Origin of the sequence: Chromobacterium sp. ATCC 53434 (genome assembly GCF_002848345.1) — a bacterium.
GTDB lineage: Bacteria > Pseudomonadota > Gammaproteobacteria > Burkholderiales > Chromobacteriaceae > Chromobacterium.
In genome coordinates, this window is record NZ_CP025429.1 from 705,465 (window position 1) to 729,450 (window position 23,986).

At 66.0% G+C, this 23,986-nt stretch carries 33 protein-coding genes; 16 read left to right on the forward strand and 17 right to left on the reverse strand.

The features are described 5' to 3' along the window. Positions 1 to 48: 48 nt before the first annotated feature. From CXB49_RS03195 to CXB49_RS03225, 7 genes are all read left to right on the forward strand, one after another. Entirely contained in the window at positions 49 to 375 is a 327-nt protein-coding gene (locus CXB49_RS03195; protein ID WP_101707057.1) for a metal-sensitive transcriptional regulator, read from the forward strand. A gap of 56 nt (positions 376 to 431) precedes the next feature. Beyond that, positions 432 to 728, forward strand: coding sequence for a hypothetical protein (locus CXB49_RS03200; protein WP_101707058.1), 297 nt, complete (start codon positions 432 to 434; stop codon positions 726 to 728). Between the two features lie 144 nt (positions 729 to 872). Beyond that, positions 873 to 1,247, forward strand: a complete 375-nt coding sequence (gene rpsF / locus CXB49_RS03205; protein ID WP_101707059.1) for a 30S ribosomal protein S6 — start codon at positions 873 to 875, stop codon at positions 1,245 to 1,247. Positions 1,248 to 1,265: 18 nt separating this feature from the next. Beyond that, entirely contained in the window at positions 1,266 to 1,565 is a 300-nt protein-coding gene (gene priB / locus CXB49_RS03210; protein WP_101710581.1) for a primosomal replication protein N, read from the forward strand. A 5-nt stretch (positions 1,566 to 1,570) separates the two neighbouring features. Next, positions 1,571 to 1,798: a 30S ribosomal protein S18 gene (rpsR, locus tag CXB49_RS03215; protein ID WP_011137185.1), complete on the forward strand. Its 228-nt coding sequence runs from the start codon at positions 1,571 to 1,573 to the stop codon at positions 1,796 to 1,798. A gap of 20 nt (positions 1,799 to 1,818) precedes the next feature. Next, positions 1,819 to 2,268 carry a 50S ribosomal protein L9 gene (gene rplI, locus CXB49_RS03220; RefSeq protein ID WP_101707060.1) on the forward strand — a complete coding sequence of 150 codons (450 nt, stop codon included), beginning with the start codon at positions 1,819 to 1,821 and terminating at the stop codon, positions 2,266 to 2,268. Between the two features lie 155 nt (positions 2,269 to 2,423). Beyond that, positions 2,424 to 3,734, forward strand: a complete 1,311-nt coding sequence (locus CXB49_RS03225) for an anaerobic C4-dicarboxylate transporter family protein (RefSeq protein WP_101707061.1) — start codon at positions 2,424 to 2,426, stop codon at positions 3,732 to 3,734. 1 nt (position 3,735) lies between these two features. Here CXB49_RS03225 and CXB49_RS03230 read toward each other — a convergent pair whose 3' ends face one another. From CXB49_RS03230 to CXB49_RS03240, 3 genes are all read right to left on the reverse strand, one after another. Continuing rightward, a complete protein-coding gene (locus tag CXB49_RS03230; RefSeq protein ID WP_101707062.1) occupies positions 3,736 to 4,065 on the reverse strand; it encodes a DUF2322 family protein in 330 nt (109 codons plus the stop codon). 436 nt (positions 4,066 to 4,501) lie between these two features. Next, positions 4,502 to 5,053 (reverse strand): hydrolase, encoded by a 552-nt coding sequence (locus CXB49_RS03235; RefSeq protein ID WP_101707063.1) that lies wholly within the window; start codon positions 5,051 to 5,053, stop codon positions 4,502 to 4,504. 63 nt (positions 5,054 to 5,116) lie between these two features. After that, positions 5,117 to 5,452: a hypothetical protein gene (locus CXB49_RS03240; RefSeq protein WP_101707064.1), complete on the reverse strand. Its 336-nt coding sequence runs from the start codon at positions 5,450 to 5,452 to the stop codon at positions 5,117 to 5,119. A 95-nt stretch (positions 5,453 to 5,547) separates the two neighbouring features. Between CXB49_RS03240 and CXB49_RS03245 the strand changes: the two genes are divergently transcribed. The 3 genes from CXB49_RS03245 to CXB49_RS03255 all read left to right on the forward strand — a co-directional run bounded on the left by CXB49_RS03245 (position 5,548) and on the right by CXB49_RS03255 (position 7,403). Continuing rightward, a complete protein-coding gene (locus tag CXB49_RS03245) occupies positions 5,548 to 6,291 on the forward strand; it encodes an AraC family transcriptional regulator (RefSeq protein WP_101707065.1) in 744 nt (247 codons plus the stop codon). A 93-nt stretch (positions 6,292 to 6,384) separates the two neighbouring features. Further along, positions 6,385 to 6,903 (forward strand): GNAT family N-acetyltransferase, encoded by a 519-nt coding sequence (locus CXB49_RS03250; protein ID WP_101707066.1) that lies wholly within the window; start codon positions 6,385 to 6,387, stop codon positions 6,901 to 6,903. After that, positions 6,900 to 7,403 carry a GNAT family N-acetyltransferase gene (locus CXB49_RS03255; protein ID WP_101707067.1) on the forward strand — a complete coding sequence of 168 codons (504 nt, stop codon included), beginning with the start codon at positions 6,900 to 6,902 and terminating at the stop codon, positions 7,401 to 7,403. The genes CXB49_RS03250 and CXB49_RS03255 overlap by 4 nt, the downstream gene beginning before the upstream one ends. Positions 7,404 to 7,500: 97 nt before the next feature. On the opposite strand, the gene CXB49_RS23865 is transcribed toward CXB49_RS03255, so the two are convergent. Then, on the reverse strand, positions 7,501 to 7,668 hold the full coding sequence (locus CXB49_RS23865) for a hypothetical protein (protein ID WP_199406771.1): 168 nt from the start codon (positions 7,666 to 7,668) through the stop codon (positions 7,501 to 7,503). A 177-nt stretch (positions 7,669 to 7,845) separates the two neighbouring features. Between CXB49_RS23865 and CXB49_RS03260 the strand changes: the two genes are divergently transcribed. After that, a complete protein-coding gene (locus CXB49_RS03260; RefSeq protein WP_101707068.1) occupies positions 7,846 to 8,745 on the forward strand; it encodes a LysR family transcriptional regulator in 900 nt (299 codons plus the stop codon). Between the two features lie 49 nt (positions 8,746 to 8,794). Here CXB49_RS03260 and CXB49_RS23870 read toward each other — a convergent pair whose 3' ends face one another. The 10 genes from CXB49_RS23870 to purM all read right to left on the reverse strand — a co-directional run bounded on the left by CXB49_RS23870 (position 8,795) and on the right by purM (position 18,022). After that, positions 8,795 to 8,971, reverse strand: coding sequence for a hypothetical protein (locus tag CXB49_RS23870; protein ID WP_199406772.1), 177 nt, complete (start codon positions 8,969 to 8,971; stop codon positions 8,795 to 8,797). A 208-nt stretch (positions 8,972 to 9,179) separates the two neighbouring features. After that, positions 9,180 to 10,421, reverse strand: a complete 1,242-nt coding sequence (locus CXB49_RS03265; protein WP_101710582.1) for a uracil-xanthine permease family protein — start codon at positions 10,419 to 10,421, stop codon at positions 9,180 to 9,182. A gap of 40 nt (positions 10,422 to 10,461) precedes the next feature. Further along, on the reverse strand, positions 10,462 to 11,100 hold the full coding sequence (locus CXB49_RS03270; RefSeq protein WP_101707069.1) for a hypothetical protein: 639 nt from the start codon (positions 11,098 to 11,100) through the stop codon (positions 10,462 to 10,464). A gap of 76 nt (positions 11,101 to 11,176) precedes the next feature. Then, positions 11,177 to 11,809 carry a uracil phosphoribosyltransferase gene (upp, locus tag CXB49_RS03275; RefSeq protein ID WP_101707070.1) on the reverse strand — a complete coding sequence of 211 codons (633 nt, stop codon included), beginning with the start codon at positions 11,807 to 11,809 and terminating at the stop codon, positions 11,177 to 11,179. 168 nt (positions 11,810 to 11,977) lie between these two features. After that, positions 11,978 to 12,289, reverse strand: coding sequence for a Grx4 family monothiol glutaredoxin (gene grxD / locus CXB49_RS03280; RefSeq protein ID WP_101707071.1), 312 nt, complete (start codon positions 12,287 to 12,289; stop codon positions 11,978 to 11,980). Positions 12,290 to 12,360: 71 nt separating this feature from the next. Continuing rightward, the gene (locus CXB49_RS03285; protein WP_158300600.1) at positions 12,361 to 13,689 is read right to left on the reverse strand and encodes a chloride channel protein; all 1,329 of its coding nucleotides are present in this window, start codon (positions 13,687 to 13,689) and stop codon (positions 12,361 to 12,363) included. 180 nt (positions 13,690 to 13,869) lie between these two features. Beyond that, positions 13,870 to 15,123, reverse strand: a complete 1,254-nt coding sequence (locus CXB49_RS03290) for an RsmB/NOP family class I SAM-dependent RNA methyltransferase (protein ID WP_199406847.1) — start codon at positions 15,121 to 15,123, stop codon at positions 13,870 to 13,872. Beyond that, positions 15,119 to 16,249: a DUF3108 domain-containing protein gene (locus tag CXB49_RS03295; RefSeq protein ID WP_101707074.1), complete on the reverse strand. Its 1,131-nt coding sequence runs from the start codon at positions 16,247 to 16,249 to the stop codon at positions 15,119 to 15,121. The genes CXB49_RS03290 and CXB49_RS03295 overlap by 5 nt, the downstream gene beginning before the upstream one ends. Beyond that, complete coding sequence (purN, locus tag CXB49_RS03300) at positions 16,250 to 16,891, reverse strand: phosphoribosylglycinamide formyltransferase (protein ID WP_101707075.1); 642 nt, start codon at positions 16,889 to 16,891, stop codon at positions 16,250 to 16,252. Positions 16,892 to 16,984: 93 nt separating this feature from the next. Further along, positions 16,985 to 18,022 carry a phosphoribosylformylglycinamidine cyclo-ligase gene (gene purM, locus CXB49_RS03305; protein WP_101707076.1) on the reverse strand — a complete coding sequence of 346 codons (1,038 nt, stop codon included), beginning with the start codon at positions 18,020 to 18,022 and terminating at the stop codon, positions 16,985 to 16,987. Between the two features lie 239 nt (positions 18,023 to 18,261). Between purM and hda the strand changes: the two genes are divergently transcribed. The 5 genes from hda (at position 18,262) to CXB49_RS03330 (ending at position 22,083) form a co-directional block, all read left to right on the forward strand. Beyond that, positions 18,262 to 18,936, forward strand: a complete 675-nt coding sequence (hda, locus tag CXB49_RS03310) for a DnaA regulatory inactivator Hda (RefSeq protein WP_011137161.1) — start codon at positions 18,262 to 18,264, stop codon at positions 18,934 to 18,936. Then, positions 18,933 to 19,625 (forward strand): HAD family phosphatase, encoded by a 693-nt coding sequence (locus CXB49_RS03315; protein ID WP_101707077.1) that lies wholly within the window; start codon positions 18,933 to 18,935, stop codon positions 19,623 to 19,625. The genes hda and CXB49_RS03315 overlap by 4 nt, the downstream gene beginning before the upstream one ends. Positions 19,626 to 19,800: 175 nt before the next feature. Beyond that, positions 19,801 to 20,676, forward strand: coding sequence for an ATP-binding protein (locus CXB49_RS03320; RefSeq protein WP_101707078.1), 876 nt, complete (start codon positions 19,801 to 19,803; stop codon positions 20,674 to 20,676). Between the two features lie 40 nt (positions 20,677 to 20,716). Continuing rightward, positions 20,717 to 21,652, forward strand: a complete 936-nt coding sequence (locus CXB49_RS03325) for a Nudix family hydrolase (protein ID WP_101707079.1) — start codon at positions 20,717 to 20,719, stop codon at positions 21,650 to 21,652. Beyond that, positions 21,649 to 22,083 (forward strand): hypothetical protein, encoded by a 435-nt coding sequence (locus tag CXB49_RS03330; RefSeq protein ID WP_101707080.1) that lies wholly within the window; start codon positions 21,649 to 21,651, stop codon positions 22,081 to 22,083. The genes CXB49_RS03325 and CXB49_RS03330 overlap by 4 nt, the downstream gene beginning before the upstream one ends. A gap of 59 nt (positions 22,084 to 22,142) precedes the next feature. On the opposite strand, the gene CXB49_RS03335 is transcribed toward CXB49_RS03330, so the two are convergent. The 3 genes from CXB49_RS03335 to CXB49_RS03345 form a co-directional block, all read right to left on the reverse strand. Further along, positions 22,143 to 22,343, reverse strand: a complete 201-nt coding sequence (locus CXB49_RS03335) for a hypothetical protein (RefSeq protein WP_101707081.1) — start codon at positions 22,341 to 22,343, stop codon at positions 22,143 to 22,145. A 161-nt stretch (positions 22,344 to 22,504) separates the two neighbouring features. Next, positions 22,505 to 23,377, reverse strand: a complete 873-nt coding sequence (gene ubiA, locus CXB49_RS03340; protein ID WP_369826570.1) for a 4-hydroxybenzoate octaprenyltransferase — start codon at positions 23,375 to 23,377, stop codon at positions 22,505 to 22,507. Next, positions 23,377 to 23,901 (reverse strand): chorismate lyase, encoded by a 525-nt coding sequence (locus CXB49_RS03345; protein WP_233492926.1) that lies wholly within the window; start codon positions 23,899 to 23,901, stop codon positions 23,377 to 23,379. The genes ubiA and CXB49_RS03345 overlap by 1 nt, the downstream gene beginning before the upstream one ends. Between the last annotated feature and the right edge of the window lie 85 nt (positions 23,902 to 23,986).

Here is a 23,986-nt window from a genome sequence, read left to right on the forward strand (position 1 = left end):
TGATGGAGGATAAGCGATAATGCGACGATAGAATGTCCAGGACACGCCATGAACGATACCCGCCCCCCGCATGAGGAATGCTGTCACGAACCCCCGGCCGCCGAGCGCAGCGTGGTGCAGCCGGGCAAGGCGGCGCTGCTGAAGCGGCTGGCGCGGATAGAGGGGCAGGTGCGCGGCATCGGCGGCATGATAGAGTCCGACCGCTACTGCGTGGACGTGCTGACCCAGGTGGCGGCGGTGAAGTCGGCGCTGGACGCGGTGGCGCTGCAGTTGCTGGAAAACCACATGAAGGGCTGCGTCGCGCGCGCGCTGCAGCAGGGCGACGCCACCGGCATGGTGACCGAGCTGATCGATGTGGTGAAGAAAGTCCGCTGAGGCGGACTCTTTAATCCCAAGCCCGCGCCTGCGGGCTTTTTTCCAGGGAGCTCGAGATGAGGAAACTGGCATTCGTCGCGCTGTTGCTGGCCGGGGCCGCCCAGGCGGCGCCGATTCCGTTTGAAACCTATATCAAGCTGCACAACGGCATGCTGGAGGCCGAACTGGTGTCGGTGGCCGGCGCGCCGGACTACGGCAGCGACAGCAATCGGGGCGCCTTGGCCAGCGGCGTGACCACGGTGTCGACGACCCGCCAGCTGAGCTGGCTGGCCAACGAGCAGGTTCCGTACACCACCATCGTCACGCTGCGCGACGGCGTGGTGGTTGGCATCAAGCGCAACAAGAAGTTGTAAATCCGCCGCGCCGGCGACGTTCCGGCGGCGGAAAAGGCATGGAAAGTTGCCTGGCCGCGGCAAAGTGCGTAGAATACTGCGGTTTACTACCTTGCCTTTCGCAATCGCATGGCGGAAGGCTACGAATAGCCAAAAGGAGTTCACATGCGCCATTACGAAATCGTGTTCATCGTGCACCCGGACCAGTCCGAACAGGTCCCGGCCATGATCGAACGCTACAAGGGTATGGTTCTGGCCGCCGAAGGCAAGATCCATCGTCTGGAAGACTGGGGCCGCCGCCAACTGGCTTACCCGATCCAGAAGCTGCACAAAGCTCACTACGTTCTGATGAACGTTGAGTGCCAGTCGGAAACCCTGGCCGAGATCGAGCACGCCTTCAAGTTCAACGACGCCGTTCTGCGCCACCTGACCGTCAAGATGGACCGCGCTATCAGCGACGCGTCCCCGATGATGAAGGACGAAAAGGCGAAGAACCTGCTGGACGCCCAGCCGGCCGCCGAGGCTGAAGTTTCCGCCTAATTGGCGGAGCTTTCGGTCTTGCAGAACCGTCTGCTGCTGACCGTCACGGTCGAACGCGAGGATGCGCTGAGATACACGCCCGCCGGCTTGCCGGTAGTGGAGGTGTGGCTCAAGCACCAGTCCCGGCAAAGCGCCGGGGGCTTCGAACGCGATGTGGCCTGCGATATACAGGCCGTATGGGTAGGCGAGGAGGCCCGGAAACATTCCGGGAAGCTGGCGGGACAGGTGATGAACGTCACCGGTTTTCTCAGTCAGCGCAGCCTGCGCAACCCGCGGTTGGTGCTCAATATCGAATATGTTGAATTTGTAAAAGGTTAGTCAAAATGGCTCGTCAACTCTTCAAGCGCAAGAAGTTCTGCCGCTTCACGGCAGAAGGCATCAAGGAAATCGACTACAAATCCGTTGATCTCCTGAAAGATTTCATCGCCGAAAACGGCAAAATCATCCCGGCTCGCATCACCGGCACCAAGGCCCGCTACCAGCGTCAGCTGACCACTGCTATCAAGCGTGCTCGCTTCCTGGCCTTCCTGCCGTACACCGACCAGCACTAAACCGGGAAAGGAACAAGAAGATGCAAATCATCCTGCTCGAAAAAGTGGCCAATCTGGGTCAACTGGGCGACGTGGTCAACGTGAAGAACGGCTTCGCCCGTAACTTCCTGATCCCGCAAGGCAAAGCCAAGCGCGCTACCGACGCGAACCTGAAAGAGTTCGAAGTTCGTCGCGCCGAACTGGAAGCCAAGCAAGCCGAAATCCTGGCCGACGCCAAGGTTCGCGCCGAGAAGCTGAACGAAGCCGTGATCACCATCGCCCAGAAGGCTGGTGTGGACGGTCGTCTGTTCGGCTCCGTGACCAACGTCGACGTAGCCGCAGCCGTTACCGCTTTCGGCGTCGAAGTGAAGCGTCACGAAGTTCGCCTGCCGAACGGCCCGTTCAAGGCCATCGGCGAATACGACATCGAGATCGCCCTGCACCACGACGTGGTCACCCCGATCAAGATCGTTGTGGTCGGCGAAGCCTGATTCCCGTTTAGGGAGTCTGCGAGAAAAGCCCGCTTCGGCGGGCTTTTTTGCGTCCTGCGGCTATTTATAAAAACATAATGAATTGCTGATTATCGACAAGCCGCGGCCGGCTGGCGGCTGCGACAATACGGCGGTCAAAGCTAGCGAGTCGCGCGATGGTTTATCTGCAATTACTGGTGGTGCTCGGCGCCATCTTCATCGGTGTGCGCATGGGCGGCATCGGCCTCGGCGTCACCGGCGGCGCCGGCCTCTTGATCCTGGTCTTCGTCTTCGGCCTGAAGCCGGGCCATGCGCCGATAGACGTGGTCCTGATCATTATTTCCGTCATCACCGCGTCGGCCGCGCTGCAGTCGGCGCGCGGGCTGGATTATATGGTCGGCGTGGCCGCCAGGCTGCTGCGGCGCAAGCCGCGGCACATCGTGCTGCTGGCGCCGCTGGTGGGCTGGTTGTCCACCTTCCTCGCCGGCACCGGCTTCATCGCGCTGGCGCTGATGCCCATCGTGGTGGAGGTGGCCGAGAAAACCGGCATCCGGCCGGAGCGGCCGTTGGCCGGCCTGACGGTGGCGTCGCAAAACGCCATCGTCGCCTGTCCGGTCTCGGCCGCCACGGTGGCGCTGGCCACCGTGCTGGCGCCTCATGGCGTCGCCTTGACCGACATCATCATGATCAGCATTCCGGCGACGCTGTTGGGCGCGCTGGCCGGCGGCGCGGCGATGCTGCGCTACGGCCGCGAATTGGCCGACGATCCCGCCTACCGCCGCAAGCTGGCCGACGGCGGCGTCAGCCGGCCGCAAAGCGGGACCGACGAGATCTTGCCGCGCACCGCCGCCTGGTCGGTTTACGGCTTTCTGTCGACGGTGGCGGCCATCGTGCTGCTGGCGGCGATGCCGCGGCTGCGGCCGGCCTGGCCCGGCGCGGGCGGCATGGAGCCGGTTTCGATGGTGGACGTGATCCAGATGTGCATGCTGGGGTATGCGGCGTTGGCGGCGCTGGTTTGCAAGGCGGACCTGCGGGGCATGGTGTCCGGCGGCATGTTCCGTTCCGGCGCGGTGGCGGCGGTGACCATCCTCGGCGCGGCCTGGATGAGCGACACCTTCATCCAGGCCAATCTGCCGCTGTTCAAGCACAATATCGTCGGCATCGTCGAATCGGCGCCGTGGCTGTTCGCCTTCGCGGTGTTCGCGATGGCGGTGATCCTGTTCAGCCAGGGGGCGACCACCAAGGTGATGATGCCGCTGGGCGTGTCGCTGGGGATCGCGGCGCCGGTGTTGATCGCCATCTTCCCGGCGGTGGTGGGCGTCTATGTGCTGCCCAGCTATCCCAGTCTGATCGCGGCGGTGGAGATGGATTACACCGGCACCACCGGCATCGGCCGCTGGGTGTTCAACCACAGCTTCATCGTGCCGGGGCTGGTGAGCACCGCCGTGTCGGTCGCGACCGGTTTCGCGCTGCTGGCCTTGAGGTGATTCAGCCTTCGGCTTCCAGCACCACGCGGGCGCGCAGGCCCGGGGCGTCGTGCTCGGCGATGGCCAGCAGGCGGTCGATATTGGGGTGGCTGCCAGGCTGGGCGCGGGCGGCGGCGGTATGCTCGGCGAACAGCTCCAGGCCCTCGCGCGCGGCCTTGCGGTCGATATGGCCGTGGCGCTTGACCAGCGCGTGGTAGACGCGCAGCGATCCGGCGCTGCCGGGGCGGTTTTCCAGCCGGTGTATCGCCTCGCCTTCGGCGCTGAGCAGCACGATGGCGGCGATGCCGTCGATGGCGGGCAGGGCGGCCAGCTGTTCCTGGAACGGGGTCATGGTCATTCTCCTTGTTATATTGGCGAAGAGGCTTGAGAGCCTGCTCACGATCTTGTTGCGGCAGCGGCCATGTTAAGCAAGACCTTGAACAGACTCTGAATAGGATAAGGGCTAAAGATGACAGTTCCAGTGCCCATCTGTCAGTACTGTGACGCCAAGTGTTAAATTTTGTTTCATTTTGGTGCCTTGTCATAATTATTGCACCATTTTGGTGCGTTTAATGGCGAGGCATGCGTTGAAATGATTGTTTGAAACGGCGTTACAGGCGTTTTCGGCGCTGGCACGCCGTTTGCTTTATCCGGATCCAGCTAGTGAGCAGGGCCGCAAGGTCCGCTGCGCCGGTCTGCAAAGGGGAGGATGAGAGCGGCAAAGCCGCCGTTGAACGGGGTTGTCGAAGAGCTAAGCTTCGGCAGCCCCGATTCATTTTCGGCCGAGCTCAGGGCTGCTCGCCGATCAGATAGCGCTGGCTCATCAATTTGAAGTGATCGCCGCCCGATTTCTCCAGCAGCTCGAACAGCACCATCTCGCGGCTGACGATGACGGCGCCGGCGGCGCGCATCCGCGCCACCGCCAGTTCGATGTCGGCGGGTTTGCGGCTGGAAATCGCGTCGGCGACGACGAAGACCTGCTTGCCGGCCGAAAGCAGCTCGATCACGGTCTGCATGACGCAAACGTGCGCCTCCATGCCGCAGACGATGATCTGCCGCTTCTGCAGCAGCGCCGGCGGCAGGCAGCCGGCGGCGACGCAGGAGAAGTGCAGCTTGTCCACCACATCGGCCTCGGGCGCCGCCTCGCGCAGCGCGGCCAGCGTGCCGCCGAGTCCGCGCGGGTATTGCTCGGAAAACGCGATCGGCAGCCCGTGGTCGCGGGCCACTCCCACCAGCCAGCGGCTGCGTGCCAGCAGCCCGTCGGCGTCGTGCACCGCCGGCAGCAGCTTGTCCTGGATATCCACCACCAATAGGCCGGCTTCCGGTCTTTGCATCAGCATGATCCGCTCCTGTCGATTCCAGAGCATAGCTTAACCGTAAAGCCGGCTTTCGGCAGCGGCTAATTATGCCCTTGTCTTTTCCTCTTGCCGAGCCAGCCAGCGCTCGGCCATCTCGCCGACCAGTCGGCGGCCGGGGTTGTCGCCGCCGGTCCATTCCTCGGGCCGGAACAGCTCGAACAGGCCGACCTTGAACAGCGTCGGCACCGCCAGTTCCAGCTGCTGTTCGATTTCGCCGCGCTCGCCGCGGTTGTAGGCGGCGATATTGACCAGCATCGTCGCGACGGTGCCGGTCTGCACCATGCTGCCGTCGCGCAGCCGCACCGCCGGCAGCGTCTCGCCGTCGGCGATGACCTTGCGGTTGATTTCGGACAGGTCCCGGGTGTGTTCGACTGGCTTCATGGCGATCTCCTTGCGTTGAGTGAGCGCCCAGTATCACGCTGGCATTGCCGGCCCGCTTTCCATATAGTGCCAATAGATATTGATAAAGGGCCAATATGGAACGGGTGATCATCGCGGGGCTGTCGGTGGCGGCGCTCCGGCGCGGCGTCGGCGACTATACCGCCCGCCATGTGCATTCGGTCGGGCAGCTGGCCTGGGCGAGCGAGGGCGCGCTGGAGTTGGAGGCCGACGACAGGCGCGTGCTGCTGCCGGCCGGCTGCGTCGGCTGGATTCCGCCGGGCATGCCGCATGGCGCGCGTTACCACGGCGAGTTGCGGGGCTGGAGCCTGCAGCTCGGGCTGGACGGCATGGCTGCGCTGCCGCCGGAATTGGGGGTGTGGCGGGCCTCGCCGCTGCTGCAGGGCGTGTTTCTGCGGCTGGGCGCCTGGCCGACGTCGGCCGACGACGAGGCGGCCAGGCGTCTCGTCGCGGTGCTGGCCGACGAGCTGACCTGGGCCGAGCCGTATCCGGCCAGCCTGGCCTGGCCCGCTCATCCGGCGCTGCGCAAGCTGGCCGAGGCCTTGCTTGGCGATCCGTCGAGGGATTGGGACTTGCAGCGCTGGGCCGACCATATCGGCATGTCGCGGCGCAGCCTGATCCGCCATTTTCGCGCCGAGACCGGCATGGGCGTGGCCGAGTGGCGGGAGCGGCTGAGAATGTTGCGGGCCAGGGCCTTGTTGGCCGAGGGGCGGTCGGTCAGCTACTGCGCGGCGGAGTTGGCTTATGCGAGCAGCAGCGCCTTCATCGTCGCCTTCCGCCGCTGTTTCGGCGAGACGCCGGGACGCTACTTGTCTGCATAAAAATTATATTGCAATGCACAAAAGTTATTTGGCATGATGGTCTGCCGGGCCTGACGGCGATCCCGTCTGTGCCCATCAACTCAGGAGCCCATCATGTCCCAGCCTTATCTGATTCGTTCCGTCGAACCGTCCGACGCCGCCGCGATACATCGCATCAAGACGTCTCCCGGCGTTTATCCCGACACGCTGCAACTGCCGTACCAGCCGCTGTCGGCCACCGAGAAGCAGCTGGCCAGCCGTCCGGCCAACATCCACCAGCTGGTGGCCTGCGCCGCCGACGGCGAAGTGGTCGGCTCGGTCGGCCTGATCGTCAACGAGGGCATGCGGGTGCGCCACAGCGCCGACCTGTTCCTGGTGGTGCGGGACGATTGGCAGGGCAAGGGCGTCGGCGGCGCCTTGATGCGCGCCATCGTGGACCTGGCCGACAACTGGCTGGGGCTGATACGCATCGAGCTGAAGGTGGTGCACGACAACGCGCGCGCGATCGCCTTGTACGAGAAGTTCGGCTTCGAGTACGAGGGCAGGCTGCGCCGCGAGCAACTGCGCGCCGGCAAGCTGGAGGATGTGCTGGTGATGGGCAGGCTGAACTGGCCGACGAGGGAGGGGACATGAGCGAATTCCGCATCCGCCATCTGGAGCCGGACGACGCGGCCGATCTGTCGGAGTTGGCCGCCGACGCCTCGGTATACGGCAACACGCTGCAACTGCCTTATCCGTCGGCCGGGGCGATGGCGGCCAGAGTCGCCAGGCAGCTGGGGGCCGGGCGCTATCAGCTGGTCTGCGAGGCGGCGGACGGCAGGGTGGTCGCCAGCGCCGGCCTGTGGCGTTTCGAAGAGGCGAGGCTGGGGCATATCGGCGGCCTCGGCATCAATGTCCACCGGGACTGGCAGGGCCGCGGCGCCGGCAAGCTGCTGATGGCGGCGTTGCTGGATCTGGCCGACAACTGGATAGGCCTGGAGCGGCTGGAGCTGACGGTCTACCCCGACAACGCGGCGGCGCTGGCCTTGTACCGGCGCTTCGGTTTCGTCGAGGAGGCGAGGCTGCGCGCGCATTCCTTGCGCGGCGGCGTCTACCGCGACGTCTTGCTGCTGGGGCGTTTGCGCGGCGGCTGACGGGTTTGCGCGGCGCATCGCCGCAGGCCAGGATGAAAAACAACGCCGCCAACCGTATGGTTGGCGGCGTTGCCGTTTCGCCGGTGGGAGAGGGCGATTATTTCTGGGCCGGAGCCTGTTGCTGAACCTGTTGGGTCTGGCCTTGCAGCTGGGCGTCCATGCGTTCGCGCATCGCCTTCATATTGTTGTAGCCGTCGCTGCCCGCCATGGCGGCGCCGGACAACAGGATCAGGGACAGGGCGGCGAGGGTGGTTTGCTTCAGCATGATGGTTTCCTTTTGCGGTGTGTTGTGCCAGCAAAGGGTTATGCATCAAAATTACTGATGCGATACCGATGTCTAGGCTGGCTTCTTGTGACGTGATTCATTATATTTCGAAGGATTCAGCGATAAAATTGGAAAGAACAGAATGAAGTGTTCAAATAAATTGAATTTGGCGGTCGGATGAAGCTGACGCTGGAGGCCTTGCAGGTATTGGACGCGATCGAGCAGTACGGCAGCTTCGCCGCGGCGGCCGACGCGCTGTTCAAGGTGCCGTCGGCGCTGACCTACACCGTGCAGAAGCTGGAGCAGGGGCTGGGCGTGGCCATCTACGACCGCAGCGGCCACCGCGCCCGGCTGACGCCGGCCGGCGAGAGGCTGCTGCGCGACGGCCGCCAGCTGCTGGACGCGGCGCGTCAGCTGGAATTGCGCGTCAGCAAGCAGGCCCAGGGCTGGGAAGACAAGCTGCGCATCGTGGTCGGCGATCTGGTCGGTTTCGAGCAACTGCTGCCGTCGATAGCGGACTTCGACCTGCTGCAGGTGGACACCCGGCTGCATTTCATACGCGAGAGCTTCGGCGGCATCTGGGATGCGTTGTACGACGACCGCGCCGACCTGGTGATAGGCGCGCCGAACCAGCCGCCGCCGGGCGATTATTTCACCCGCAATATCGGCGATTACGATTTCGTGCTGGTGGCGGCGGCCGCCCACCCGTTGGCGACGGAGGCGGAGCCGGTGCCGCCGCATGTGCTGCGCCGCCATCGCGCGGTGGCGGTCGGCGACACCTCGCGCCGCCTGCCGGCGCGCACCGGCGGCTTGCTGGAAGGCCAGCAGGTGCTGACGGTGCACAGCAGCCAGGCCAAGCTGAAGGCCATCGTCGCCGGGCTGGGCAGCGGCCATCTGCCGCGCTCTCACGTGCAGGCTTATCTGGACGGAGGCCAGCTGGTGGAGAAGGCGGAGGAGGAGGAGGGCAGCTTTCCGCCGATGTGCTTCGCCTGGCGGCTGGAGCAGCCGGGCCGCGCGCTGCAGTGGTTCATCCAGCGGCTGGAGCGGGCGGTGGCGACGGGGGAGTTGAGTATCTAGCGGGCATGGAAAACGCCTGCCGGTTTCAACGGCAGGCGTGCCTGGGGAGTCAGCGGTCGGACGGGATGGAGTTGACTTGCGGCACCGCCGGTGCCGGCAGATTGTGCATCTGCGCGTCCATCCGGCCCCGCATCGCCCACATCACCGACAGGCCGTCGCTGCCGGCCATGGCGGAGGCGGAAAGCAGCAGCAGGGACAGGGTGGAAACGACTATGGTCTTCAACATGGCTATTCCTCGTTCAGTGCTTGGAATCGGGCCGTGTCAAGCCGCTGTGGGCAGGTGAGGCTGGTTTGGGCAGCAGTTTGGCTCCGGTCGGCGGCGCCGCGGCGCGAGGCCGCGGCGCTGATTGTCAGTGTAGGCCGGGTCAGACCGATTGACATGTCGACAGTTGTAAATAAATTTTAAAATCAACCACCTGGGGCATAGCCCGCCATCAGATGTCCTGTCCCTCTACGATGCCGTCGTGGCTGGCGGCGTGGCGCGGCAGGACCAGGTTCAGGATGATGGCCAGCAGGGAGCACAGGCCGACGCCGGACAGCGCGAAGTCGCCCAGCTTCAGCGTCAGGCCGCCGATGCCGGCGGTCAGCACCACCGAGATGATCACCAGATTGCGCGGCTCCATCAGGTCGACCTTGGCCTCGATCAGCGTTTTCAGGCCGATCGACGCGATGGTGCCGAACAAGAGCACCATGATGCCGCCCATCACCGGCATCGGGATCGATTGCAGCAGCGCGTTGAACTTGCCGAAGAAGGCCATGCAGATGGCGAACACGGCGGCCCAGGTCATCGTCACTGGATTGAAGTTGCGGGTGATCATCACCGCGCCGGTCACTTCGGCGTAGGTGGTCACCGGCGGGCCGCCGATCAGGCCGGCCAGGCAGACGCCCAGGCCGTCGCCGGCCAGCGTGCGGTGCAGGCCGGGGGTCTTGGTGTAATCATTGCCGGTGACGCCGCCTATCGCCATCACGCCGCCGATGTGCTCGATGGCCGGGGCGATGGCCACCGGCAGCATGAAGGCCGCCGCCGCCCAGTTGACTTCCGGGCTGTGGAAGGCCGGCGCCGCGAACCACGGCGCGGCGGCCAGCTTGGCGAAATCCACCGCGCCGAGGAAGGCGGCGGCGACGTAGCCGACGACGACGCCGGCCAGTATCGGCACCAGCTTGAACATGCCGCGGGCGTAGATGGACACGACGATGGTGGTGGCCAGCGAGATCGCGGCCAGCAGCAGCGAGGTCTCGTACGGCAGCACCTGCTTGCCGCCGGCCTGGCCCATCGCCATGCCGGAGGCGGCGGTGGCGACCGACAGGCCGATGATCATGATCACCGGGCCGATCACCACCGGCGGCAGCAGCTTGTTGACCAGCGCCATGCCGCGCCAGCGGACGACGGCGGCGAACACGAAGTACATGAAGCCGGCGGCGAACAGGCCGAACATCGTCGCGCCCGGTCCCCAGGTGTGCATCGAATAGATGATGGGGCCGATGAAGGCGAAGGAGGAGCCGAGGAAGATAGGCACCTGACGGCCGGTGCAGACCTGGAACAGCAGCGTGCCGAGGCCGGCGCCGAGCAGCGCCATCGCCGGATTCAGGCCGGTGAGCAGCGGCACCAGCACCAGCGCGCCGAAGGCGACGAACAGGATCTGGGCGCCGGACACCGCCAGTTTCAGTTGTTGCATCATCATTCTTCCTTTTTTTCGTTTTGTAATCTGGTCGGGTTCAGACGGCGCAATACATCACCGCCTGCGCCAATACATTGTCCACATCGGCCGCCACCGCGCTGCGGCCGCGGAAATCCAGCACCATCTTCTGCACCGCCCGATAGCATTCATAGCCGGGCCTGGACTGGTAATGGATGTCGACGCCGAGTCTGGCCGCCACCTTCTTGACCGTCGTCGGCTTGACGCAGACATGGCGCTGCGGATCGAAGCAGGCGAGAAAGCAGCTGACGATAGGCCATTTGGCGGCGTTGGCCTTGGGATCCATCCGCGCCATCGCCAGCGTGTCCACATAGGCGGCGAAGCTGTCCGGGCCGAAGTCGTGCAGGACATCGCGCAAGGCCTGGACGAAAGGCAGGTTCAGATCGCGCTGGTCCAGGTAGTTGCGGAAGGCGATCTTCTCGAAGGTGCTGACCGTGGTGGCCAGCGAGATGATCTGCCGGCAGGTCTGGGTTGTGTCGGCCAGCCTGCCGCTGGCCAGCGCCGCGTCCAGCTTGTCGCGGGTCAGCTCGCTTTGGCACAGCGCCTCGGCCTTGGCGTAGCTCCGGTGCTTGCGGGCCAGCGTCAGCCAGTCCGGGTCCTGGAAGCCGCCGGGAAAGCGGGCGAGGAAGTCGGCGTCTATCGCGGCGTGTCGGTCCATGGCCTGGCTCCTGTCGGGCTTGCAAAAAAGCCGCCGGTTGCGGAAGCAACGGGCGGCTGATCGAGATGCATGGCGGTCAGGCCTGCTTGGTGCCGAAGATCTTGTCGCCGGCGTCGCCGAGACCCGGGATGATGTAGCCGTGCTCGTTCAGATGGCTGTCCAGCGAGGCGGCGTAGATCTGCACGTCCGGATGGGCGTCGTTGACGATCTTGACGCCCTCGGGGGCCGCGACCATCACCACGGCCTTGATCTGTCTGCAGCCGTTGCGCTTCAGCAGGTCTATCGTCGCGACCAGGGAGCCGCCGGTGGCCAGCATCGGGTCGATGATGATGGCGATGCGTTCGTCCAGGTTGCCGACGAACTTCTCGAAATAGGACACCGGTTCCAGCGTTTCCTCGTTGCGGGCCAGGCCGACGACGCTGATCTTGGCCGACGGCACCAGGTCCAGCACGCCGTCCAGCATGCCGATGCCGGCGCGCAGGATGGGCACCACGGTGACCTTCTTGCCCTTGATCTGCTTGACGTCTATCTTGCCGCACCAGCCGTCGATGGCGACGCTCTCCAGCTCGAAGTCGCGGGTGGCTTCGTAGGCGAGCAGGCGCGCCAGCTCCTGGGTCAGCTGACGGAACTTCATGGTGCTGGTATCGGCCTCGCGCAAGAGGCCCAGCTTGTGTTGCACTAGCGGATGATCGACGATGGCGATGTTCAATTTCGGCTCCCTACCTTGGCAAAAAGCTGCTTGCCGGCGTCGGCAAACAGCTTTCAATACATATGACTGCGGCAGCCGCAAGGCTGCCGTCGGTGGTATGGGGCATCATTCTAACGCGGATGAGCGCCAAAACGCAAAACCCGGCCGGAGCCGGGTTGCTGGAAAGGCTTACAGCGCTTTCAGCAGGTCCTGCAGTTCGCCGTTCTGGAACATCTCGTACATGATGTCCGAACCGCCGACGAATTCTCCGTTCACGTACAGCTGCGGGATGGTCGGCCAGTTGGAGTAGTCCTTGATGCCCTGGCGGATGTCCGCGTCGCGCAGCACGTCCACGGTCAGGAAATTCTCCACGCCACAGGCTTTCAGGATTTGCACCGCGCGCGACGAGAAGCCGCATTGCGGGAACTGGGCGGAGCCCTTCATGAACAGCACCACCGGATTGGCGGAGACGGTCTGCTGGATATCTTGTTGAATCGACATGTTTAACAATCCTTGCGCTTTGGGCCGGCGGTTGCGCCGCCGGAAATGTGCGATCTTTTCAATGGCTTATTCTACGTGCCGGCCGTGGGCTGGTCAATTTGCCTGGCCTTGGCCTGCCACTGGGGCAGGAACAGCCGGACCTGGCCTTCGTACAGCGCGCGGCGCGTCACCAGCCGCGACACCGATGCCGCCAGCAGCGCGGTGGCCATCAGCGGGATGATCATGCCGGAGGTGTCGGTCATTTCCATCACGATGACGAAGCCGGTCATCGGCGCCCGCGTCATGCCGGCGAAGAAGCCGACCATGCCCAGCAAGACCACCATGGTCTGCGGCGCAGACGGCAGCAGCTCGGCCATATTGAGGCCGAAGCCGGCGCCGACGGCCAGCGACGGCGCGAACATGCCGCCGGGGACCGCGCTGATATTGCTGATGAACATCGACAACAGCTTCAGCACGCCGTAGTCCTGCAGCGCCGCGCCGTGTCCCTCGAGAATGTCGCGGGCGCGAAAGTAGCCGGTGCCGAAGGTGCTGCCGTGGCTGACGATGCCGATCACGGCCAGCGCCAGGCCGCAGCCGGCGGCGAAGCGCACCGGGTAGCGCAGGCGCCAGTCGTGCAGCGGGCCGGGCAGCCGTTGCGATAGCGCCAGCAGCACGCGGCAGGCCAGGCCGCCGAGGGCGCCGCCGACGACGCCGCATACCGGGATGGCCAGCCAGGCCTGCCGGCTGTCCATCGCCACGTGGACGATGCCGAAGTAGCTGTAGTTGCCGTTGATGGCGAAGGTGGTCAGGCCGGCGACGATGACCGACAGCAGGATGGTGGAGCTGGCGCGCATGTCGAAGGCGCGGCCCATTTCCTCTATCGCGAACACGATGCCGGCCAGCGGGGCGTTGAAGGCCGCGGCCACGCCGGCGGCGCCGCCGGCCAGGATGTAGCTGCGCGCGGCGCTGTCGTAGCGGCGGGCCGCCTGCCGGTTCAGCGAGTACTTGATCGCCGCGCCGACCTGGACGATGGGGCCCTCGTAGCCGAAGGTGGCGCCGGAGCTGATGCCGATCAGCGTCAGCAGCACCTTGCCGAAGGCGGCCTTCAGCGTGAAGCAATACTCGCGCAGCTTGCCCATGCCCGGTTCCAGCGCCGCGATCGATTGCGGAATGCCGCCGCCGGCGGAGCTGGGGAAGAAGCGGTGCATGATCCAGATCGCCAGCGCCAGGCCGGCCGGCGTGATCAGCAGGCTCCAGTACGGCGACGCGTCGTAGGCCTTGAAGAACAGGTCGTGCGACAGGTGGCTGCCCTGGGAGAACACATAGGCGACGATGCCGATCAGGATGGCGGCGATCCAGACCGGAACCTGGCGCTGCCAATGCGCGGCGGACAGATAGAGATGGCGCAGCCGGCGATTCACGCGCTGGCGTCTGGAACGGCGGAGTGGGCGATCCTGCATCGGCTGACGGCTCTCATGCGGCGTGGCGGGGCTCCGCCGGTGTTAATCATTTTTATCTAATATACTCTGTGTCGGCGCCGAACACGAGAGCGGCCCGCCTGCGCGTGGCAAACGGGCCGCGGTTTGCCGATCCGGCCCCGCTCAGGCCTGGCTGCGTTCCAGCACCGCGGCGAAGAAGCCGTCGGTGTTGTGCTGATGCGGTTTCAGTTCCAGATAGTCGCCGCATTGCAGCGGGATCTTCTGCTCGGCCAGCACCTCGTCCATCTTCACCAGGCGGAAGTCGGCGTGCTCGGCGAGGAAGGCCTCGACGATGGCCTGGTTCTCCTGCGGCAGCAGGCTGCAGGTGGCGTAGACCAGACGGCCGCCGCTTTTCACCAGGCGAGAGGCGGAAGCCAGGATGGACGCCTGCTTGGCGTTCAGCTCGGCCACGCTGTCCGGGCTCTGGCGGAATTTCAGGTCCGGGTTGCGGCGCAAGGTTCCAAGGCCGGAGCACGGCGCGTCCACCAGCACGCGGTCGGCCTTGCCGGCCAGGCGCTTCACCTTGGCGTCGTTCTCGTGCGCCAGCAATTGCGGGTGCACATTGGACAGGCCGGAGCGGGCCTGGCGCGGCTTGAAGTTGGCCAGGCGCTTTTCCGACACGTCAAACGCGTACAGGCGGCCGCTGGAGGCCATCTGCGCGCCCAGCAGCAGCGTCTTGCCGCCGGCGCCGGCGCAGAAGTCCACCACCATCTCGCCGCGGCGGGCGCCGGTGATCAGGCCCAGGAGCTGGCTGCCCTCGTCCTGCACCTCGAAGGCGCCGGACTTGAACAACTCGTGCTTGGACAGCGCCGGCTTGTCGCGCAGGCGGATGCCGATAGGCGAGTACGGCGTCGCCTCGCAGGCGATGCCCTCGGCGTTCAGACGGTCCAGCAGCTCCTCGCGCCGTATCTTCAGCGTGTTGACGCGCAGGTCCAGCGGCGCCATCGACATCAGGCCCTGGCCCAGCGCCTCCACCGCTTCCGGCGTCTGCTCGCCGAGGCGCTCTATCACCCATTGCGGCAGCTCGGCGCGGATTTCCAGGCTGTCTTCCAGCGCCTTGCCCTTGACGGTGCCCAGCCATTCGCGCTCGCCGGCGCTGGTGGCCTCGGTCAATTCCTTGACGTTCAGCTTGTTGAACTTCATCAGCGCCACCAGCGCCAGTCGGCGCGGCGTCGCTTTTTCCGGCGCGATCAGCGCGCGCAGCTGGATCAGCCGGCGCAGCGCGCCGAAGGCGGTCTCGGCGATCAGATGGCGGTCGTTGCCGCCCAGTCTGCTGTGTTCGCGGAAGTAGGCGGACAGCACGGCGTCGGCCGGGCGGTCGAAGCGGGTCATCTGGCCGATGACGGTTTCCAGGTGTTTCAGTTGGCTATGGCTAATGTGCATTTTTGTTCCGTATCGTCGGTTGCGGCGGCAATTCCCACTGCCGCTTGCCGTTCACATCTATGCGGATCGCTTTCAGCTCGATCCGCTTGTCCTTGTCGGCGCGCAGTATGCGCACCGGCAAATTGGCGAAATCCGGGGCCAGCCAGAACTCGGTGACGTCTCCGTCGCCCTGGGCGCGGAACACGATCACGCGCATCTTGCCGGCGCCGGTGTCGTAGTCGAAGGCGCCGGCGGGCGCCATCGGGTATTCGTAGACCTTCTTGGCGGTGGTGATCTGTATCGGCGCGGAGCCCAGATCGCCGCCTTTCAGCGCCAGTTGGAAAGCCAGGCTGAACGCGTCCTGCGCGCCGGGCTTCAGCGGTAGCTGCTTGTCCTCGCTGCCGCCGTAGCGCAGCAGGCCGGCCTCGTAATCGAAGCGGGCCGCCTCCTTCAGATCGCCGCCGCGGAACGACTGGATGCTGTCCGGCCGCAGTCCCGACTTGTCTATCGTCCCTTGTGCAAGATAGCGCAGCTTGGGGCCGATGATGGGACTGACGGTGATGTCGAGCCGGTAATGCCCCTGGTCGCGCTGCCAGTCCAGGTTGCCGAAGCCGACCATCGCCGACCCCCAATAGCCCTGGTAGCGTATCTGGGCGGCGGCCGGAAACTGTCGCTGCGGCGTGTCCGGATGCAGGAAGCCGGCGTTGTCGGCGCTGTCCTTGCTGGGCGGGACGGACGCCGCCGGCGCGCTGGCCGCCCGGCTGGTTTCGGCCGCCGACGCGATTTCCGCCGCCGGCGCGGAACTGGCCCGCGAGGCCGAGGCCTCAGCCGTCGGCGCCGAGGCCGGCTTGGCCTGTTCCACAGGTTTGGAAGCCTCGCGCTTGCGGGCCGGCTTCGGTTTCGGTTTGGACTTCGGCGTCGGCGCCTCCGCCGGCGGCAGGCTGACGCCGGCCGTGGCCGGCTTCGGCGGCGCGGCCGGTTCGTCCAGCCGCATCGCCTGCATCTTGACGTCTATCTTCTCGAGCTTGGGCTCTTCCGCCGGCGGTGCGCTGATCGCGGGCAACAGGTCGGAGCCGAGCAGCGCGAGGTGCAGCAGCAGCGACAGGACGAGGGCGATCAGCAGCAGACGGCGACGGGTCATTTAGGCCTTGCTTGAGGGTGCGGGCGACAGCAGGCTGGCGACAACGCCGGGACCGCCGGCCACCTTGCCGCCCACCACGGCGATCTCGCCGGCGACGAAGCGGCGCACCGCTTCCGGGTACAGCTGGTGTTCCAGTGTCAGCACGCGCGCGGCCAGGCTGTCCGGCGTGTCGTCGTCGAGCACGCTGACCGCGCCCTGGGCGACGATGGGGCCGTGATCCAGCTCGGCGGTGACGAAGTGTACCGTGCATCCGGCCAGTTTGCAGCCCATTTCCAGCGCGCGCTCGTGGGTGTGCAGGCCGGGAAAGGCCGGCAGCAGCGATGGATGGATGTTCATCATCCGGCCTTCGTAGCGGCGGGTGAAGCCTTCGCCCAGGATGCGCATGAAGCCGGCCAGCACCACCAGATCGGGCGCGTGGGCGTCTATCGCCCCGGCCAGCGCGGCGTCGAAAGCCCCGCGGCTGGCGTAGGCCTTGTGATCCAGCGCCGCCGTGGCGATGCCGCGTTCGGCAGCCCAGGCGAGACCGGCCGCGTCCGGCCGGTTGGCGATCACAGCGGCGACGCGGGCGCCGGGAACGGCGGCTTCGACGATGGCCTGCATATTGGAGCCGCGGCCGGAAATCAGGATGACGATGTTTTTCATATGCCGATGTTTATCGAGTTCGCTTTGGCATCCGCCAAATGACAAGCGCCGCCGGCGGGGCCAGCGGCGCGCAGCGCTACGAGGCGGGTCGCCTCAGGCGATCTGCGTCTGGTGCTCGTCGCCGACGCGTTCGCGCACCCGGCCGAGGCGGTGGACGGTCTCGCCGGCTTCGCGCAGCAGCGCCATCGCCTGTTCGGCGTGTTCCGGCGCCACCACCACCACCATGCCGATGCCGCAGTTGAAGGTGCGGTACATCTCCTGGATGTCCACATTGCCTTCGCGCTGCAGCCACTGGAACAACTTCGGCAGCGGCCAGCTGGCGGCGTCGATCTGGGCGACGGTATTGTCCGGCAGCACGCGCGGGGTGTTCTCGGTGATGCCGCCGCCGGTGATGTGGGCCATGCCCTTGACCGGCAGCGCTTCCATCAGCTTCAGCAGCGGCTTGACGTAGATGCGGGTCGGGGCGATCACCGCGTCGCGCAGCGTCTTGTCGCCGTCGAACGGCGCGTCCAGCTCCGGCTGGGCGCGGTCGATGATCTTGCGCACCAGGCTGTAGCCGTTGGAGTGCACGCCGTTGGACGCCAGGCCCAGCACCACGTCGCCGGCGACGATGTCGCGGCCGCTGATCACCTTGCTCTTTTCGACGACGCCGACGGCGAAGCCGGCCAGATCGTACTCGCCGGTCGGATACATGCCGGGCATCTCGGCGGTTTCGCCGCCGGTCAGCGCGCAGCCGGCCATCTCGCAGCCGGCGGCGACGCCCTTGATCACCTCGGTGGCCTGGGCCACGTCCAGCTTGCCGCAGGCGAAGTAGTCAAGGAAGAACAGCGGCTCGGCGCCCTGCACCAGGATGTCGTTGACGCTCATCGCCACCAGATCGATGCCGACGGTGTCGTGGCGGTTCCAGTCGAAGGCCAGCTTCAGCTTGGTGCCCACGCCGTCGGTGCCGGAAACCAGCACTGGTTCCTTGTACTTCTTGGATATCTCCACCAGTGCGCCGAAACCGCCGATGCCGCCGAGCACCTCCGGGCGCATGGTGCGCTTGGCAAAAGGCTTGATGTTTTCGACCAGCGCGTCGCCGGCGTCGATATCTACGCCGGCATCACGGTAACTGAGGGACGTGGTATTCAAGAGAAACTCGCTTTCTGCAAACTTGAAATATTTTTACATCAAGCTTTCGCCGGTGCGAAAGCACTGTATTTTAACTGAAAATCGGCAAAAAGGCTGGTGTGGCGGGCGGTCTTTCGCCGGCGGGGCCGCCATTTGCCGATGTCATCAATGTTGTCAGGGAAAATGGCGGTTCCAAGCGGGGCCCGACTCAGCGTAAAATCGGCACATTGACGTTTAGCACGCAACGCAGCACCGCAAACTTGGACCAGCTCGTACTCGATCTCACGCCCACGCCGCTGCCGGCCTTCGATAATTTCCTGGCCGAGCGCAACCGCGAAGTGATCACCGCCCTGACCGCCACCGAAGGCGAACGCTTCATTTATCTGTGGGGCGAGCCCGGTTGCGGCAAGACCCATCTGCTGCAGGCCTGGATCGCCCACGCCGAGCGGCTGGGGCGCGCCGCCATTTATCTGGACGGCAAGGGCGACCATCTGCCGGATTTCGCCCGCGAGGCCAGCTTCATCGCCGTCGACCATGTCGACGATTTGGCGCCGGACGACCAGATCATGCTGTTCTCGTTCTACAACTCGCTGAAAGAGGGCGGGGAGGGCAGGCTGCTGATGGCCGGACGCAAGCCGCCGGTGGCGCTGTCGGTGCGCGACGATCTGCGCACCCGCCTCGGCTGGGGCCTGGTGCTGGAGGTGAAGGCCCTGTCCGACGACGACAAGCTGGCGGCCTTGCGCAGCCACGCCGCCAACCGTCAGCTGTCGATACCCGACGACGTCTACCGCTACCTGCTCACCCATTGGCGGCGCGACCTGACCAGCCTGATCTCGATGATAGACATGCTGGACCGCTACTCGCTGGCGCTGAGGCGCCCGATCACCGTGCCGCTGGTGAAAAACGTTTTGCAAACCGCCACACCGGAATCATGACGACCGCCACCCCCGCCAAACGCCGACTCGCCCTGTTCGACCTGGACCACACGCTGATCGCCGGCGACTCCGACTTCGAATGGCCGCGCTTCCTGATCAAGCGCGGCATCCTCGACGCCGCCCAGTACGACGAGCGCAACAGCTACTTCTACAGCCAGTACCAGAACGGCACGCTGGACATGAACGAGTATCTGGCGTTCATCCTGGCGCCGCTGACGCGCTTCTCGCGCCGCCAGCTGGACGAATTGCACGCCGACTACCTGGAAAACCACATCAAGCCGCTGATCCCGAGCAAGGCGCGCGAACGGCTGGCCGCGCACCGCGCCGAAGGCGACCAGATCGTCATCATCACCGCGACCAATCGTTTCATCACCGGACCGATCGCGCGCGAGCTGGGCGTCGAGCACCTGATCGCGATCGAGCTGGAGGAGGATGCCGCCGGCAACTTCACCGGCCGTCCGACCGGCGTCTTGAGCTTCAGGGAAGGCAAGATCACCCGCATCGAGCAGTGGCTGGCCGAGCGCGGCGAAAGCTGGGACAGCTACGGCGAGAGCTTCTTCTACAGCGATTCGCACAACGACCTGCCGCTGATGAAGCTGGTCGACCATCCGGTGGCGGTGGACGCCGACGACAAGCTGCGGGCGCATGCCGAGCAGCATGGCTGGCCGGTGATCTCTCTACGAGATTGATCGCGCCGGACAAGACACCCGATGCGGCGTTGCGCCGCCTTGCCGTACGATGTGTACTGTCTGCGGCGGCGCGCCTTGCCTCGAGCGCCTTGTCCGCCGCTTTTGTTTTATATGACTTTTACAGCCTGCCGCCTTCGTGGCAGGCTGTTTTCTTATCGGCAGAAAGGAAAGCATGATGGACGCCCTGCAGGATTTTCTGCGCCGCGCCGAGGCGGTGCTGTCCCGGCTGGAACCGATGCTGCCGCCGCCGCGGCGCGAGCCGGATTGGAGCGCCCAGGCCTTCCGCTGGCACCGCCAGGGCCTGGCCGGCTGGCTGGAGGCCGTGCGCGAGCCGCATGCGGTCGACGCCGACCGCCTGGCCGCGGTGGACGCCCAGCGCGAGCAGCTGCTGGCCAATACCCGCCAGTTCGTCGCCGGCCTGCCGGCCAACAATGTGCTGCTGACCGGCGCGCGCGGCACCGGCAAGTCTTCGTTGGTCAAGGCCTTGCTGCCCTTGTTCGGCGATGACGGCCTGCGGCTGATCGAGATAGACCGCGAGCATCTGGCCGATCTGCCGCAACTGGTGGAACTGCTGGCCGGCCGGCCGGAGCGCTTCGTGCTGTTCTGCGACGATCTGTCGTTCGAGAACGGCGACGCCGGCTACAAGGCGTTGAAGAGCGCGCTGGACGGCAGCCTCGCGCGCCGCTGCGACAATCTGCTGGTGTACGCGACGTCGAACCGCCGCCACCTGCTGCCGGAACCGATGTCGGACAACCGCGAAGGCTGGCTGCATGACGGCGAGATCCACCCCGGCGAGGCGGTGGAGGAGAAGGTGTCGCTGTCCGACCGTTTCGGCCTGTGGCTGTCCTTCTATCCGTTCGACCAGGACGCCTATCTGGCGGCGGTCAAGGAATGGCTGGGCCATTACGGCCTGAAATACGGCGACAAGGCCGAGCGCGCGGCCCTGCAGTGGAGCCTGGCGCGCGGCAGCCGCTCCGGCCGCGTCGCCTGGCAGTTCGCCTGCCATTGGGCCGGCAGCCAGAAGCTGGCCAGGCGCGGCGGCAAGAAATGAATACCGGGCGGCGCACGCCCATAGCTGATAAATCGAAGACATGACGAGCAACAAGATCATAGATGTGGTGGCCGGCGCGCTGATGCGGCCGGATGGCAGCTTCATGCTGGGCAACCGCCCGGAGGGCAAGCCCTACGCCGGCTACTGGGAGTTTCCGGGCGGCAAGGTGGAGGCCGGCGAGACGCCGCTGGCGGCGCTGAAGCGCGAGTTCCACGAGGAGATGGGCATCGCGGTCACCGCCGCCACGCCATGGCTGACCAAGATCCATCATTACGAGCACGCCTCGGTGCACCTGCGCTTCTTCCGCATCTGGGACTGGCAGGGCGAGCCGCAGTCGCGCGAGGGCCAGGCTTTCGCCTGGCAGACGCCGGGCCGGCTGACGGTGGAGCCGATGCTGCCGGCCAACGGCCCGATATTGAAGTCGCTGGCGCTGCCGGCCTGCCACGCGATCACCTGCGCGGCCGAGATCGGCGTCGAGGCGCAGCTGGAGCGGCTGGCCGAGCGCGACTGGGGCCTGGTGCAGGTGCGCGAGCCGCAGATGGCGCGCGAGGCGCTGGCCGACTTCGTCGCCCGCGCCGCCGCCATCGTCCGCCCGCGCGGCGGCAAGCTGGTCGTCAACGCCGATCCGGCCTGGCTGGCCGGCTGGCCGGTCGACGGCGTGCACCTGAACGGCGCGCGGCTGGCGGCGCTGGACGCCAGGCCGGCGTTCGACTGGGTCGGCGCGTCGATACACGGCGCGGCCGAGTTGGCGCGCGCCGGCGAGCTGGGGCTGGACTACGCGCTGCTGAGCCCGGTCGCGCCGACGGCCAGCCATCCGGGCGCCGCCGTGCTGGGCTGGGACGGCTTCGCCGCCTGTCTGGCCGGCGAGGTGCCGCTGCCGGTATACGCGCTGGGCGGCCTGGATGCCGGCGATCTGGACGCGGCGCGCGCGCGCGGCGCCCACGGCGTCGCGCTGATGCGGGGAGCGTGGCGATGACGGCGAAGCAGCGCAAGCTGCTGTTGCTCGGCGTCGCGCTGCTGGTTTTCGGCGCGCTGAAATTCGGACTGATCTACTGGTATCTGCACAAGAAGCCGGCGGCGCCGGCCGCGCAGCGGCTGTCTTGCGCGGTCGCCGACGGCGCGGTCTGTCCGCTGCCCGGCGGCGGCGGCCTCCGTTTCGAGACGGCGCCGGCGCACGGCCAGCCGTTCGTGATGCGGCTGGACGGCGTGGCGGCGGAGACGGCGCCGACGGCCGACTTCACGATGCCGCAGATGGACATGGGATTCAACCGCTACACCTTCGTCCGCGACGGCGCCGGCTGGCGGGCCACGGCGACGCTGCCGATGTGCGTCAGCGGCAGCCGCCGCTGGCAGGTCGAGGTGAAACTGGGGGACAAGGCCTATCTGCTGCCGTTCGACGTCCGCTGAGCGGCGCGGCCGGCCATGAAAAAAGCTCCCTTGCGGGAGCTTTTTTTGCGCCTGGAGGCTTACTTGGCGGCGGAAGCGGCCTTGTGCTTCTCGTGAGCCGCGCCGGAAGCGTGCTTCTTGTGCGCTTTCTTGTGATGCGACTTCTTGTGCTCGGTCTTGTGTTCGGCCTTCTTCTCGGCAGCCGGCGCGGAAGCGGCCGGAGCGGCGAAAGCGGAGGCGGCGAAAGCGGTAGCGATCAGAGCAAGCAGCAGTTTTTTCATGATGTTCACCTTCCTGTGTGACTTATTGGTATCGGTTGCGATCGGCGTAGATTGCCATCGGGATAGGGCCCGACCTTGCTCAGAACCGATCTTGGCGGCGAAGTTCATGAAATCAGGGTGATGACTATGTAATTTATTGTAAATGGCATATGCCTCTGTGCTCAGGCCAGCCAGTAGCCGAGAACCAGGCCGACGAAGACGGCGGCGCCGACGCGGTTGTTGTCGAGGAAGGCCTTGAAGCACAGCGCGCGGTCGCGATGCCGGATATCGCGGTATTGCAGCGCGATCAGCGCGGCGGCGGCGGCGAGGCCCAGATAATACGGCCAGGCCAGCGCCAGATGGACGCCGATGCCGCACATCAGCGCCAGGAAGACGGCGTGGCACAGCATCACGCCGGCGACGTCGTAGTCGCCCATCGTGATGGCCGAGGTCTTGATGCCGATTTTCAGGTCGTCCGGCTTGTCCGCGATCGCGTAGGCGGTGTCGTAGGCCAGCACCCAGAACAGATTGGCCAGCAGCAGCAGCCAGGCCAGAACGGGGACCGCGCCGGTCTCGGCGGCGAAGCCCATCGGGATGCCGAAGGAGAAGGCGATGCCCAGATAGGCCTGCGGCATCGGGAAGAAGCGCTTGGTGAACGGGTAGCTGGCGGCCACCAGCACCGCCGGCACGCTCAGCAGCCAGGTCAGATGGTTCAGCGGCAGGATCAGCAGGAAGGAGGCGATGGCCAGCAGCGCGGCCAGCAGCAGTGCTTCCTTCTCGCTGACCGCGCCGCGGGCGAACGGACGCTGGCTGGTGCGCGCGACATGGGCGTCGAAGTCGCGGTCGGCGTAGTCGTTGATCACGCAGCCGGCCGAGCGCATCAGGAAAGTGCCCAGGCAGAAGATGGCGACGATGGACAGATGCGGCTTGCCGCCGGTGGCCATCCACAATCCCCACAGCGTCGGCCACAGCAGCAGCAGCGTGCCTATCGGCTTGTCCCAGCGCATCAGCTGCCGGTAGTTTTCATAGCGGTCGTGGACGGTGGCGAGCGAGATCACAGGAAATCCTCCAGGGCGGGCAGGAACAACTCGGTCAGCAGCAGCGGCGAGCCGCCGAGCAGGAAGCGGCAACGGCGCGCCGGATAGCCGGCGGCGGCCTGGGTTTGCGCGGCGGCGCCGGCCAGCGGATGGCCGGCGGCCAGCAGCCCGTAGCGCAGCGGCTCGCGGCTGAGTCCGGACAGTTCGCCGAACAGCGTCAGCCCCAGCGAGCGGCTGCCGCGCTGCAGTAGCGGCTGCCAGTCCGGACAGCCGGGGCGGGCGGCGCTGCGGGCGAACACCACCGGCACATCCTCCAGCGTCAGCAGAACATGGCGGGCGTACATCGGCGCGCCGACGGCCAGACCCAGCGCGTCGGCCTCGTCGGCCTGGACGCGGTCTTCTCCTTGCTGGAGCACGGTCACCGCGAAACGGTGGCCGCCAGCCTGCAGCCTGAGGCTCAGCGAGGCCGGTTCGGTCAGGCAGTCCAGCACGGAGGCGGAAAGGGCGGGGGGCGCGGCGCGCCACAGGGCATCGTTAACCATGGCGCGCATTATGCCAAAAGCCGCCGGCGATTGTCGCCTGCGGCGATATCCGGCGCGATGACTTGACGTTATCATACTTGGCGCC

Bases quoted from the DNA above. Each gene is read 5' to 3' on its own strand.
- CXB49_RS03195 (WP_101707057.1), top strand. From the start codon at position 49: ATGAACGATACCCGCCCCCCGCATGAGGAATGCTGTCACGAACCCCCG.
- CXB49_RS03200 (WP_101707058.1), top strand. From the start codon at position 432: ATGAGGAAACTGGCATTCGTCGCGCTGTTGCTGGCCGGGGCCGCCCAG.
- rpsF (WP_101707059.1), top strand. From the start codon at position 873: ATGCGCCATTACGAAATCGTGTTCATCGTGCACCCGGACCAGTCCGAA.
- rpsR (WP_011137185.1), top strand. From the start codon at position 1,571: ATGGCTCGTCAACTCTTCAAGCGCAAGAAGTTCTGCCGCTTCACGGCA.
- rplI (WP_101707060.1), top strand. From the start codon at position 1,819: ATGCAAATCATCCTGCTCGAAAAAGTGGCCAATCTGGGTCAACTGGGC.
- CXB49_RS03225 (WP_101707061.1), top strand. From the start codon at position 2,424: ATGGTTTATCTGCAATTACTGGTGGTGCTCGGCGCCATCTTCATCGGT.
- CXB49_RS03230 (WP_101707062.1), bottom strand. From the start codon at position 4,065: ATGACCCCGTTCCAGGAACAGCTGGCCGCCCTGCCCGCCATCGACGGC.
- CXB49_RS03235 (WP_101707063.1), bottom strand. From the start codon at position 5,053: ATGCTGATGCAAAGACCGGAAGCCGGCCTATTGGTGGTGGATATCCAG.
- CXB49_RS03240 (WP_101707064.1), bottom strand. From the start codon at position 5,452: ATGAAGCCAGTCGAACACACCCGGGACCTGTCCGAAATCAACCGCAAG.
- CXB49_RS03245 (WP_101707065.1), top strand. From the start codon at position 5,548: ATGGAACGGGTGATCATCGCGGGGCTGTCGGTGGCGGCGCTCCGGCGC.
- CXB49_RS03250 (WP_101707066.1), top strand. From the start codon at position 6,385: ATGTCCCAGCCTTATCTGATTCGTTCCGTCGAACCGTCCGACGCCGCC.
- CXB49_RS03255 (WP_101707067.1), top strand. From the start codon at position 6,900: ATGAGCGAATTCCGCATCCGCCATCTGGAGCCGGACGACGCGGCCGAT.
- CXB49_RS23865 (WP_199406771.1), bottom strand. From the start codon at position 7,668: ATGCTGAAGCAAACCACCCTCGCCGCCCTGTCCCTGATCCTGTTGTCC.
- CXB49_RS03260 (WP_101707068.1), top strand. From the start codon at position 7,846: ATGAAGCTGACGCTGGAGGCCTTGCAGGTATTGGACGCGATCGAGCAG.
- CXB49_RS23870 (WP_199406772.1), bottom strand. From the start codon at position 8,971: ATGTTGAAGACCATAGTCGTTTCCACCCTGTCCCTGCTGCTGCTTTCC.
- CXB49_RS03265 (WP_101710582.1), bottom strand. From the start codon at position 10,421: ATGCAACAACTGAAACTGGCGGTGTCCGGCGCCCAGATCCTGTTCGTC.
- CXB49_RS03270 (WP_101707069.1), bottom strand. From the start codon at position 11,100: ATGGACCGACACGCCGCGATAGACGCCGACTTCCTCGCCCGCTTTCCC.
- grxD (WP_101707071.1), bottom strand. From the start codon at position 12,289: ATGTCGATTCAACAAGATATCCAGCAGACCGTCTCCGCCAATCCGGTG.
- CXB49_RS03295 (WP_101707074.1), bottom strand. From the start codon at position 16,249: ATGACCCGTCGCCGTCTGCTGCTGATCGCCCTCGTCCTGTCGCTGCTG.
- purN (WP_101707075.1), bottom strand. From the start codon at position 16,891: ATGAAAAACATCGTCATCCTGATTTCCGGCCGCGGCTCCAATATGCAG.
- CXB49_RS03315 (WP_101707077.1), top strand. From the start codon at position 18,933: ATGACGACCGCCACCCCCGCCAAACGCCGACTCGCCCTGTTCGACCTG.
- CXB49_RS03320 (WP_101707078.1), top strand. From the start codon at position 19,801: ATGGACGCCCTGCAGGATTTTCTGCGCCGCGCCGAGGCGGTGCTGTCC.
- CXB49_RS03325 (WP_101707079.1), top strand. From the start codon at position 20,717: ATGACGAGCAACAAGATCATAGATGTGGTGGCCGGCGCGCTGATGCGG.
- CXB49_RS03330 (WP_101707080.1), top strand. From the start codon at position 21,649: ATGACGGCGAAGCAGCGCAAGCTGCTGTTGCTCGGCGTCGCGCTGCTG.
- CXB49_RS03335 (WP_101707081.1), bottom strand. From the start codon at position 22,343: ATGAAAAAACTGCTGCTTGCTCTGATCGCTACCGCTTTCGCCGCCTCC.
- CXB49_RS03345 (WP_233492926.1), bottom strand. From the start codon at position 23,901: ATGGTTAACGATGCCCTGTGGCGCGCCGCGCCCCCCGCCCTTTCCGCC.